This is a genomic window from Micromonospora sp. WMMD964, assembly GCF_029581455.1.
GTDB lineage: Bacteria > Actinomycetota > Actinomycetes > Mycobacteriales > Micromonosporaceae > Micromonospora.
In genome coordinates this window covers 6,684,454-6,696,024 of record NZ_CP120860.1, presented here as the reverse complement: position 1 = coordinate 6,696,024, position 11,571 = coordinate 6,684,454, and the positions used below count along the sequence as shown (strand labels likewise).

Here is an 11,571-nt window from a genome sequence, read left to right as displayed (position 1 = left end):
CGCCGGTCACGCCGCCAGGGTGGCGAAGACGACGATGTTGTCCGGGTAGCTCTTGGCGGCCTCGTCGAACTGGCCGCCGCAGGTGACCACGCGCAGGCCGGGCCGGTCGCTGGGTCCGTACACCAATTCGGTGGGGAAGGCCGTCTTCGGGTACGACTTCACCGAGTCGACGGTGAAGGTGGCGGCCACCCCGTCGGTCCGTCGCACGGTGATGGTGTCGCCCGGGACGAGGGCGCCCAGGTCGAAGAAGACGGCCGGGCCGAGCACCGCCGAGTCGACGTGCCCGACGATCACCGCGTTGCCCGTCTCGCCGGGGCTCGCGCCCGGCTCGTACCAACCGGCCTTGTCGGCCTGGTCCAACGGGGGGACCTGGACGGTGCCGTCCGGGTTGGTGCCCAGCGACATGATCGTCGCGGCGACACCGATCCGGGGGATCTCGATGCTCGTCGGCGCGGAACGAGCCAGGCCGGCCGGCGCTTCCCCGACCTGCTGACCATCGATCGGGCGGGTGTCGTCGGGGGTGCGGGTGGCCTCGGGCCCGGCCTGGGCCAACGGCTGCGGCGGTCGGGGAGCGGGCGCGGTCTTCAGCGAGGCGCCGATCATGCCGGCGCCGATCATGGCCATGGTGACGACGACGGCCGCGCCGGCGGCACGCCACGGTTTCCCGTGACGGCCGCCGGCCCGTGTCGTCGACACGTCAGACGAGCGAACCATCGGTCCGCCGACGACGCATCAGCACGATCCCGCCCAGCGCCGCAGCGCCGAGCAGGCCCGCCCCGCCGGTGGCCAGGCCCCGGTCGGTGCCGGCGCCGACGCCACCGTCACCACCGTCGACACCGCCGTGCGGCAGCACGACGAGCTCGCCCTCGCCGCACGAGCCCTTGAGCTCGTAGCGACCCGGCTTCGCGTCCTTGTCGACCTTGGCCTCGCCGTAGTAGACGAACTCGCGCTCCTTCTCCCAGTCGCGCTCGTCCGAGCCGCGGTCCTCGGACTCCCAGCCCTTGTCCGAGCCGTACTCGTCGGAGCCGCGCTCGTCCGAGCCGTAGCCGCCGCGCTCGTCGGAGCCGTAGCCGCCGCGCTCGTCGGAGCCGTAGCCGCCGCGCTCGTCGGAGCCGTACTCGTCGGAGCCGTGGCCCTTGTTCTCCCAGCCCTTGTCCGAGCCGTACTCGTCGGAGCCGCGCTCGTCCGAGCCGTAGCCGCCGCGCTCGTCCGAGCCGTACTCGTCGGAGCCGTAGCTGTCACGCTCGTCGGAGCCGTACTCGTCGGAGCCGTGGCCCTTGTTCTCCCAGCCCTTGTCCGACTCGCGCTCGTCCGAGCCACGGCCGTGGGACTCCCAGTCCTTCTTGCCTTCGTCCTTGGACTCCCAGTCCTTCTTGTCGCGGCTGTCGTCCGCGTCCTGGCCGTGCTCCTCGCCCTTCCAGTCCTTGCCACCCTCGTCGGCGGCGGCGTCGGCGGCAGCGCCGCCACCCTGGCCGCCCTTGTCGTCCTTGCCGTGCTCGTCCTTGCCCTTGTCGTCCTTGCCCTTGTCGTCCTTGCCCTTGTCGTCCTTGCCGTGCTCGTCCTTGCCGTTCTCGTCCTTGCCCTCGTGGTCCTTGCCCTTGTCGTCCTTGCCGTGCTCGTCCTTGCCCTTGTCGTCCTTGCCGTTCTCGTCCTTGCCGTTCTCGTGGTCGCCGGAGTTCTCCTCCTCGCCCCACTTGCGGTCGTCACCCCGGTCGTCACGCACGGGCTTGAGATCGACCTTGCCGGTGACCTTGGACCACACGTACGCGTGCTCCTGGCGATCCGGGCAGATCTCGAGGAGCTTGACCTCTTCGCCGGCCTTGACCACGTGCGGCTTGGCGTAGACCTTGCCGTCACGGTCCTTGCCGTCGTGGTGACCGTCAGCGAAAGCGATCCCCGGCGCGAACACCAGGAGCGACGCGCCGCCGAGCGCGGCGCCCGCTACGACCTTCCCGAGCATCTTCTTAGCCATGACCTGCGTCACTCCATCCCTGTTGTCCTGTGCCCGGTGACAACCGAGCTAAGACCGACGTTAGACGGTTTCATGACTTATGAAGTGAAAGATTCGCGTTTTGACCTTTACTCCGGCTCGGCACTGAAGGTGAGCTAAGCGGCTTTCGCCGCTCTGAGTGTCGGCGCAGGCATCCGGCCGCCCGTTCGGGTGCTCCGCGGCGGTCTCGGCCTCCGCGTGTTCGGCCTCGGTGGATCGTCCGCTAGTGCCGCTCCTCGTCCGGCTGGGTGCCCATGAGCGCATGCGGGGGTATCGTCCGAAACGGGGACAGGGTTGATCTCCGCCGCCCCCGGCGCATCGAGCCATTGCCATGGAAGCGCTCCCATGCAAGAATCGGCGAACGCGGTTCGGGGAGCCATACCGCGCAGGCTGGGAGTCGAGGGCACCGGTTCACCGGGCGACGTTCCGCCGATCGATCGACCGCTGCACCGGTCGGTCACGCACCACCACCACCCTCGCCCGTCCGGGCCGGGCACCCCCGAAATCCCGTTGGCGCCGGCGGCCGTCCGTCACAGGACGCTCACCGGGCCGTCTCGCCGGGCCGTACGCGAGCCCGGTCTCGCCCAAGGAGATCAGTGGCATGAATGTGTGGAGAAGGCTTACCGGCCCACGCCGGGCCCTAGCGCTCGCCGGCGCGGGTGCCCTGGTCGCCGGTGGGCTGGTGACGATTCCGGTTAGCGCGGCGCAGGCCGCGACGCAGTGCGACATCGCCTACACGACCAACGACTGGCAGGGCGGCTTCACCGCGAACATCACCATCAAGAACCTCGGCGACCCGGTCAACGGCTGGACGTTGGGCTGGACCTTCCCCAACTCCAGCCAGCGGGTGCAGCAGGGCTGGTCGGCCACGTACACCCAGTCCGGCAGCCAGGTCACCGCCCGGAGCATGTCCTACAACGGCACCCTCGGCACCGGTGCGTCGACGACCCTCGGCTTCAACGGCGCGTGGAGCGGCAGCAACCCGAAGCCGACCTCGTTCACCCTGAACGGCGTCGTCTGCAACGGCGGCACCCCGCCCACCACCACGCCCCCGCCGACCGACCCGCCGCCCACCACCACGCCTCCGCCGACCGACCCGCCACCCACGACCAACCCGCCGCCCGGCACCAAGGTCGACAACCCGTACGCCGGGGTGCGCGGCTACGTGAACCCGGAGTGGAAGGCCAAGGCGGACGCCGAGGCCGGCGGCAGCCGGATCTCCAACAACCCGACGGCCGTCTGGCTGGACCGGATCGCCGCGATCAACGGCACGCCGGACAGCAGCTCCAACGGCGCCTTCGGGGTGAAGGACCACCTGGACGAGGCGCTGCGCCAGGGCGCCGGCTACATCCAGTTCGTGATCTACAACCTGCCCGGCCGGGACTGCTCGGCGCTCGCCTCCAACGGTGAGCTGGGCCCGGACGAGCTGCCGAAGTACAAGGCCGAGTACATCGACCCGATCGCCGCGATCCAGGGCGACCCGAAGTACAGCAGCATCCGGATCATCAACATCATCGAGATCGACTCGCTGCCGAACCTGGTGACCAACACCTCCGGCCAGCCCGGCGGCACGGTCATGTGCGACACGGTCAAGGCCAACGGCGCCTACGTCAACGGCGTCGGCTACGCCCTGGCCAAGCTGGGCTCGATCGGCAACGTCTACAACTACATCGACGCCGGGCACCACGGCTGGCTCGGGTGGGACAGCAACTTCAACCCCTCCGCCGAGATCCTGAAGACCGCCGCGGTCGCCTCCGGCAGCACGGTCAACAACGTGCACGGCTTCATCACCAACACCGCCAACTACTCGGCGCTGCAGGAGCCGTACTTCAAGGTCACCGACAACGTGAACGGCCAGACGGTGCGGCAGTCCAAGTGGATCGACTGGAACTACTACGTCGACGAGCTGTCGTTCGCCCAGGCGTTCCGGAGCAAGCTGGTCTCGTTGGGCTTCAACTCCAACATCGGCATGCTGATCGACACCTCCCGCAACGGTTGGGGCGGCTCCGCCCGGCCCACCGGCCCGGGCGCGACGACCAGCGTCGACACGTACGTCAACGGTGGCCGCGTCGACCGACGGCTGCACCTCGGCAACTGGTGCAACCAGGCCGGTGCCGGTCTCGGTGAGCGGCCTCGGGTGGCCCCGGCGACGGGTATCGACGCCTACGTCTGGGTGAAGCCTCCGGGCGAGTCGGACGGCTCCAGCAAGGAGATCCCGAACAACGAGGGTAAGGGCTTCGACCGGATGTGCGACCCGACCTACGGCGGTAACGCCCGCAACGGCAACAACCCGTCGGGCGCCCTGGCCGACGCGCCGATCTCCGGTGCGTGGTTCTCCGCCCAGTTCCAGGAGCTCATGCGCAACGCGTACCCGGCGCTCTGACCGGAACGCTCCCGCACCAACCCGCTTCCGGCAGTAGGTGAGGCACTGCCGGCGGCAGGTTCCCCCCGGGTCCCCGACCCGACCGCTCTGGTCGGGTCGGGGACCCCCCTCGTGCTCCGGGCTGGGGCCGCTGGTCGACTCCCACGTCGTCAGGGCACGGTGCGTTCGATCGCCGCCCGGCCCTGCTCGGCCAGGTCGCGGCGTGCCCTGTCCAGGTTCTCCGGGGTGAGGTCCTGGCCGCGGGCCAGCACCAGGTCCTCCGGTTCCCACTGTTGCTCGGCCCCGGTGCGGATGTTGTCCCCGCCGGCGCCGGTGCCGGTCCCGGTCGCTCCGGTGCCGGCGCCGTACGGGTCGCCGATCAGCTCGTCGGTGTCCGGGGCGAGGTCGCCCGGTCGGCTGCGGGGTTCGGCGAAGGCCGGAGTGTCCCGGTCGGGGCCACCCCCGGTCCGCAGTTGCGGCACGGTGGCGTCATCGTCCACCGCCGAGGCCACCTCCGGGCTGTCCTCCAACGGCGGTTGGCGATCGCGATCGGTCATGGTGCTGCCTCCTGTGTCCGACACGCTGATCCCCTCGCGTACCCCCTTGTGCCGCGCTCATGCCGCCCGGCCCGGCGGTCAGCTGCCGGGCTGCTGCTCGTTCGGGGCCGGCGGCTCCGCCGGGCGCAGCCACTGCCAGAGCAGCATGAGCAGGCCGAAGGCGAGCATCACCAGCCCGGCCCACAGGTTGATCCGGACACCCTCGGCCTTGTCGATCTCGGCCCGACTGTCGAAGACCCCGATCAGCGTCACGATGACCCCGTACGCGACGAAGAGGCCACCGATCACCCGGCGGATGTCGAACAGTCGGGCGGCGGCGGAGCGCCGCTGTTCCGCCTGGGTCTCGTCGATCAGCGGGTCCTTCGCCGGCTGGCCGTCGTTGCTCATCTGCCCAACCCCTTTCTAGAAGACCGGGATGTAGAAGAGGGCGGCCAGCGCGACGGCGATCACGCCGAGCAGCACCGGGGAGCGGTACCAGGCGGCGTCCCCGGCGAGGACGTCACCCTTCAGGTCGACGCCGCCCAAGCCGTACACCAGCCCGCGCAGCTCCTCGTCGCGCTTGGGGGCGGTGAGCGGGGTGAGGACCACGGCGACGACCGCCACCGTGACGAACGCGAGGCCGGCGCCCCAGAAGCTCTCCTCCAGGTCGGAGTTGAAGTGGATCACGCCGCCCTTGTAGAGCAGGTAGAGGCTGAGCGACGCCAGGGTGCCCAGCAGCAGCGACCAGAAGCCGGCCAGCGCGCTCATCCGCTTCCAGAACATGCCGATGATGAACGTGGCGAACAACGGGGCGTTGAACAGCGAGAAGAGAGCCTGGATGTAGTTCATGATGTTGCTGAACCCGGCCGCGATGAAGGCGGTGCCGATGCCGATCACCACGGCGGCGACCGTCGCCCATCGGCCGACCCGCAGGTAGTACTCGTCCGAACGGTCCCGACGGATGTACGCCTGCCAGATGTCGTAGGTGAAGACGGTGTTGAAGCCGCTCACGTTGGCCGCCATCCCCGCCATGAACGAGGCGAGCAGGCCGGTGACCGCGACCCCGAGCACGCCGTTGGGGAGCAGGTCGCGCATCAGCAGCGGGATGGCGTTGTTGTACTGCAGATCGCCGCTCTCGGCACCCAGACCCTTCACCGTCACCAGGGCCACCAGGCCGGGGATCACCGTGACCAGGGGGATGAACAGCTTCGGGTACGCGGCGATGATCGGCGTACGCCGGGCGGCGCTCATGTTCTTCGCCGAGAGGGCGCGCTGCACCTCGGCGAAGTTCGTCGTCCAGTAGCCGAACGACAGCACGAAGCCGAGGCCGAAGACGATGCCGATCCAGTGGGCGCCCAGGGGGTTCGCCGTGCTGCCGGTGTCCTGCCACGCGTGCAGCCCCGCCTCGCCGAGCTTGGAGTCGCCCACCGCGTCCATCAGGCCGTTCCAACCGCCGACCTTGACCAGGCCGATCACGGTGACCGGGATGAGACCGGCGAGGATGACGAAGAACTGGAGCACCTCGTTGTAGATCGCCCCGGACAGACCGCCGATCGTGATGTACGCCAGCACGATCGCCGCGCCGACCACGATCGCCGTCCAGAGCGGCCAGCCGAGCAGCGCCTGCATGACCAGGGCCAACGCGTAGAGGTTCACCCCGGCGATCAACACCTGGGCGACGGCGAAGCTGAGCGCGTTCAGCAGGTGGGTGGGGCGGTTGAACCGCAGCCGCAGGTACTCCGGGACGCTGCGGACCTTCGAGCCGTAGTAGAAGGGCATCATCACGATGCCCAGGAAGACCATCGCCGGCACGGCGCCGATCCAGTAGTAGTGGACCGTCATCACGCCGTACTGGGCGCCGTTCGCGGCCATCCCGATGATCTCCAGCGCGCCCAGGTTGGCCGAGACGAAGGCGAGACCGGTCACCCAGGCCGGGAGGGACCGACCGGAGAGGAAGAAGTCGACGCTGGTCCGGATCGCCCGGCGGGCGGCGAAGCCGACGCCGAGGACGGTCACGAAATAGAGGGCGAGAATCAGGTAGTCCAGCCCGTTCATGTTCAGTCGAAGACCGCCGCCGTCCATGCCGTCACCCCTCGTCCCGACCTCCACGCGATTGACCGCGCGCGCCCTATTACCCGGCGAGGGTGGTTTCATTCCCGTTGGAGGAATCCGGTGCTTTCCGCCCGGGTCGGGGCACTTCGACAACGCAGGGGCGCCTCGGCCGGTCGGCCGAGGCGCCCCTGTCAGTCGTGTGACTCAGCGGCCCAGTACGCGGTCCAGGAAGTCCCGGTAGTTGCGTACCGCCATCCGCAGTTGCTCGGTGTCGGCCGAGCCGGCGTCCTGCCACCCACCGAGCGTGGTCTTCTGCGCCGCCAACGCTGAGGAGAGGGCCTGGATGGCCTCCTCCACCAGCGACTGCGCCTCGCCGGCCGCCGCGTGCGGATCGTCGACGAAACGCAACTGCACGTCGCGCCAGCGGTCCCGGAAGCCCTGGGCGGTGTCGGTGTCCAGGAGTGTGGCCGCCGCGGTCGCGACCGTCGAGCCGGCGGGCCGCGACGTCCCGGCGGACTCCAGCGAGGTGCCGTTGTCCTCGGTGTGGGCCGGGTCGCCGTCCGCGTCGGGGTCGACCATCTCCGGCGTCGCGCTGCCGTAGCCGGCGCCGTCGGGCCGCTCGTCGTCGACGTCGGTGTGGCGGCGGTGCAGCTCGGCGGTGGGGTCGGCGCGCAGACCCTCCCGCTCGCCGTCCTCGGCACCGTCGCCGGGCCGGGCCGTCCGTTCCGCCCGGGGGTCCGGCTGGTCCTCGGGGCGCGGGCTGGCCAGCGCGGACGCGGCCACCGCGTCGGCCACCGTGGTGGCGCCGAACGTCGTCGGCAACGGCCCCGGCTCGTGGAAACCGCCCTCGTCGGTGGACCGGTCGTCGCGCCGGTGGCGCTGGTCCCGCTCGTCGCCGGCCAGGTCGTCCCCGGCGTCCCGTTCGCTGCCGGTCGTCCGCTCCGAGTCGGTCGTCGGATCGCGGTCGGTGCTCTGGTCGTCGAAGGTGCCCCGCTCGTCGAGGGCGTCCTCCGGGACGTCGGAGCGGCCGGCCCGATCACCGGCCGGGGGTACCGGCACGGGCGCGGAGCGGACCGCCTCCGGATGGTCGTTGCTCACCTGCTGCTCTTCCTGGCGCATCGGTGGCCTCCTCAGCGGCTCGTGGCGTCGTGGTCCGGGTGGTGGCGCTGTTCGGGCGTGCGGTGGCCGAGCGGTTCCTCGCCGAGCAGGTCGGCGAAGAGCGCCCGGTAGTGCACGACTGCCTGCCGAAGCTCCTCGGTGCTCGCCTCGCCCCGAGTGTTGCGCAGGTGGATGTCGTGCGCGTCCCGGTAGTTGGTCAGCGTGCGGGCGTGTTCGACGGAGAGGTGCGCGATCTGGTCGGAGAAGTCCCCGGTCGGGTAGCCCTGCTCCTCGATGAGCCGGGTGACCAGTTCGTCGGCGTCGCCCACCGTCTCGCCGGGCGAGTCGATGAAGCGGACCTGGAGTTCCTCCCAGGCGGCGCTGTAGCGGGCCCGGGATTCCGGGGTGAGCGGGGTGAGCGAAAGCTCGGCGTGCCGGCGTTCCCGGTCGCGCAGCTCGCGCTCCGCGGCGGACCGGCTGTCCTGCTCGGCCACCACCCGGTCGTACTCCGGTCCGAACCGGGAGCGCAGCGCGCGACGGCGGCTGAGCGACCGGGCGGCCACGGCCAGCGCCGCGACGACCACCAGCACGACGAGCACGATGACGATTACCTGAGTGGGCGACATGGGCTCCTCCTTCGTCGTCTGGTATTCCCTCCGGACACTGATCGCCAATCCCGATCCGGGAGACTTTCCTGACGAGCGACGCGACTCGCTGCGCGGCCGAAAACTGGACCTGTTCCAGAAAAATGGACGTTCGTCGTCCCCGGTCGGCCGAATTCCGGAGCGTCGATGTCGGCGCGACGGGCGGTAGTGCAACGGCCCCCGATTACGTATCCTGCCCAAGGCGCCCGCGCCGGTGCCCGGCTTCGACGCCGGGCAGACACCCGGCCGGCGCGTTGCCCGGCGGTGCCGGCGCCCCTCCTGCCACCCCCTGCACGGGCGAGGTCTGATGAGAACCCGCGACTGGCCGATCCGCTCGAAGCTGACCGCACTGGTCGTCGCGCCGGTGACCGCGCTGCTGGCCCTGTGGATCTTCGCTACGACGCTGACCTTCGGCCCCGCGCTGAACCTGCTCTCCGCGCGCACACTGCTGTACGACCTGGGTCGTCCCGGCGAGGCCGTGGTCACCGAGCTGCAACGCGAACGCCGGCTCTCGGTGGTGCAGCTCGCCGGGACCACCGAACTGCCGGCACTGACCGAGCAGCGTCAGCGCACCGACCGGGCGATCGCCGAGCTACGCCGCCGGATCGACGGTGAGGCGCTGCGCGACGCCGCCGACGACCTGTTGGAGGACCGGGTCGACCGGCTGGTCACCGCCCTGTCGGCGCTGCCGACCGGTCGCGGCTTCATCGACGGCCGATTGATGGACCGCACCGGCGTGATCGGCCTCTACAGCGGGATGGTCTCGGCGGCCTTCCAGGCGTTCTCCGCGATGGCGAACCTGACCGACCCCGGCCTCAACCGGCAGGCTCTGGCGCTCACCGCGCTGGGCCGATCCCGAGAGCTGCTCGGCCAGACCGATGCCATGCTGGCCGGAGTGCTGACCACCGGTCGGTTCGCCGCTGGTGAGCACGCCCAACTCGTCCAGATGATCGGCAACCAGCGGTGGCTCACCGAGAGCGCGGTCGCCGACCTGCCCGAGGCGGGGCGTACCGCGTACCAGCGGCTGAGCGAGAGCCCTGACTTCACCAGCGTGCGCGCCATGCAGGACGCGCTGATCGGGGCCAACAGATCAGGTCGACCGCCGGTGGACGCGGCGACCTGGCAGGCCGGGCACGACGCCGTGCAGCAGCAACTCCGCGACTTCGAGCTGGACGAGGCCGACAACCTCACCGACCGCTCCGTGCCGATGGCCGTCGGGATCCTGGCCCGGCTGGCCGCGGCCGGGGTGCTCGGGCTCGTCGCCGTGGTGGTCTCGGTGCTGGTGGCGTTGCGGGTCGGCCGTACCCTGGTCCGGCGGCTCAGCGGCGTCCGCACCGCCGCACTCGACCTGGCCGAGCACCGTCTGCCGGACGTGGTGACCCGGCTGCGTCGCGGTGAGCAGGTGGACGTCGCCCGAGAGGCGCCGCCGCTGGAGTACGGCCACGACGAGATCGGGGAGGTCGGGCGCGCCTTCACCGAGGTGCAGCGCACCGCCGTCCAAGCCGCGGTGGACGAGGTCACCCTGCGTCGCGGGCTCAACGAGGTCTTCCTCAACATCGCCCGTCGCAGCCAGAGCCTCGTCCATCGCCAGCTGCACCTACTGGACCGGATGGAGCGCCGCGCGGAGGACCCGGACGAGCTGTCCCAGCTGTTCCAGGTCGACCACCTGGCCACCCGGCTCCGTCGGCACGCCGAGGACCTGGTCATCCTCGCCGGTTCCGCGCCCGGCCGCGGTTGGCGCAACCCCGTCGCGATGGTCGACCTGATCCGCGGGGCGATCTCCGAGGTCGAGGCGTACGACCGGGTGGACATCGCCGCCGTACAGCCGGCCGGAGTTCTGGGCCGGGCGGTCGGCGACATCATCCACCTGCTCGCCGAGCTGGTCGAGAACGCCACCGCCTTCTCCCCGCCGGACACCCGCGTCACAATCGTCGGGGAACAGGTGGCCAACGGGTACGCCCTGGAGATCACCGACCAGGGGCTGGGCATGTCCGTCGCGGCGCTGGAGACCGCCAACACCAGGCTGGCCAGCTCGCCCGAGTTCGACCCCGCCCAGAGCGCACGACTCGGCTTGTTCGTGGTGGCCCGGCTCGCGGCCCGGCACAACGTACGGGTGCGGCTGCGGCCCTCCGGCGACGGCGGGGTGACCGCTGTGGTGCTGGTCCCCACCGACCTCGTCACCGCCGAACCCCCGGCCGGTCCCGACCCTGCCACGCTGGGTGCCGACCCGGCCGACTCCGGCCGTCGACTGGTCCGCCCGACGCGCCGGGACACCGTGCCCCGCGCCCGCACCCGCCCGCCGACGGCCCCGTCCACCGCGTCGGGCCCTACGGCTGTCGTGACCGCGCCGGGTTCGGCCACCGCACCTGCGGCGCCGGGTTCGGCCACTGTCGGCGCACCCGCGTCCGGAGTGTCGACCTCGGACACGTCGCCGCCGAACGGGCATGGCGACGCCGGGTCGGCCGAGACGGTCGACGACGAGCTCGACGGCCTGCCCCGCCGGGTGCGACGCCGTACGCCCACCGCGCGACCGCGGTCAACCGTCGCCGACACCCCGTCGCCCCGGTCCCCGGAGGAGGTCCGCCGGGTGATGGCCGCCCTCCAGGCCGGAACCGCGCGCGGACGCGCCACCGTGATCACCCCACCGGCACCTACCTCCGCACCGGCATCGCAGGCGGCACCGGCACCTACCTCGGCACCGGCACCGGCATCGCAGCCGGCACCGGCGGCACCGAGCCCGGCACCGGCACCGAACCCGGGACCGGCGCCGAACCCGGCAGCGGCGACGCCGCCGGCAGGAACGGCACCGACGGTGCCGGGCGGTCCGGCGATCCCGGCTGCTCCCGCGGGCCCGAAGACCACCCCCGACCCGACCGCTACTGAGAGGGA

Annotated in this window: 8 protein-coding genes and 1 pseudogene; 2 read left to right on the top strand and 7 right to left on the bottom strand. The window is 71.1% G+C overall.

Annotated elements, in window-relative coordinates; translation table 11 throughout:
- Positions 1 to 6: 6 nt before the first annotated feature.
- Positions 7 to 696, bottom strand: a complete 690-nt coding sequence (locus O7616_RS30535) for a class F sortase (RefSeq protein ID WP_282305057.1) — start codon at positions 694 to 696, stop codon at positions 7 to 9.
- Between the two features lies 1 nt (position 697).
- The gene (locus tag O7616_RS30530; protein ID WP_282305056.1) at positions 698 to 1,972 is read right to left on the bottom strand and encodes a hypothetical protein; all 1,275 of its coding nucleotides are present in this window, start codon (positions 1,970 to 1,972) and stop codon (positions 698 to 700) included.
- 619 nt (positions 1,973 to 2,591) lie between these two features.
- On the opposite strand from O7616_RS30530, the gene O7616_RS30525 reads away from it, so the two are divergent.
- On the top strand, positions 2,592 to 4,373 hold the full coding sequence (locus O7616_RS30525) for a glycoside hydrolase family 6 protein (RefSeq protein WP_282256958.1): 1,782 nt from the start codon (positions 2,592 to 2,594) through the stop codon (positions 4,371 to 4,373).
- Positions 4,374 to 4,522: 149 nt separating this feature from the next.
- Here O7616_RS30525 and O7616_RS30520 read toward each other — a convergent pair whose 3' ends face one another.
- The 5 genes from O7616_RS30520 to O7616_RS30500 all read right to left on the bottom strand — a co-directional run bounded on the left by O7616_RS30520 (position 4,523) and on the right by O7616_RS30500 (position 8,664).
- Positions 4,523 to 4,909 (bottom strand): hypothetical protein, encoded by a 387-nt coding sequence (locus O7616_RS30520; protein ID WP_282305055.1) that lies wholly within the window; start codon positions 4,907 to 4,909, stop codon positions 4,523 to 4,525.
- Positions 4,910 to 4,987: 78 nt separating this feature from the next.
- Positions 4,988 to 5,296 (bottom strand): hypothetical protein, encoded by a 309-nt coding sequence (locus tag O7616_RS30515; protein WP_282256960.1) that lies wholly within the window; start codon positions 5,294 to 5,296, stop codon positions 4,988 to 4,990.
- 15 nt (positions 5,297 to 5,311) lie between these two features.
- Positions 5,312 to 6,970 (bottom strand): sodium:solute symporter family protein, encoded by a 1,659-nt coding sequence (locus O7616_RS30510; protein ID WP_282305054.1) that lies wholly within the window; start codon positions 6,968 to 6,970, stop codon positions 5,312 to 5,314.
- A gap of 174 nt (positions 6,971 to 7,144) precedes the next feature.
- The gene (locus tag O7616_RS30505; RefSeq protein ID WP_282305053.1) at positions 7,145 to 8,059 is read right to left on the bottom strand and encodes a hypothetical protein; all 915 of its coding nucleotides are present in this window, start codon (positions 8,057 to 8,059) and stop codon (positions 7,145 to 7,147) included.
- An 11-nt stretch (positions 8,060 to 8,070) separates the two neighbouring features.
- Entirely contained in the window at positions 8,071 to 8,664 is a 594-nt protein-coding gene (locus O7616_RS30500) for a hypothetical protein (RefSeq protein ID WP_282305052.1), read from the bottom strand.
- A gap of 325 nt (positions 8,665 to 8,989) precedes the next feature.
- Here O7616_RS30500 and O7616_RS30495 point away from each other — a divergent pair.
- Positions 8,990 to 11,308 (top strand): annotated as a pseudogene (locus tag O7616_RS30495) (nitrate- and nitrite sensing domain-containing protein); the annotation flags it as partial.
- Positions 11,309 to 11,571: the final 263 nt, after the last annotated feature.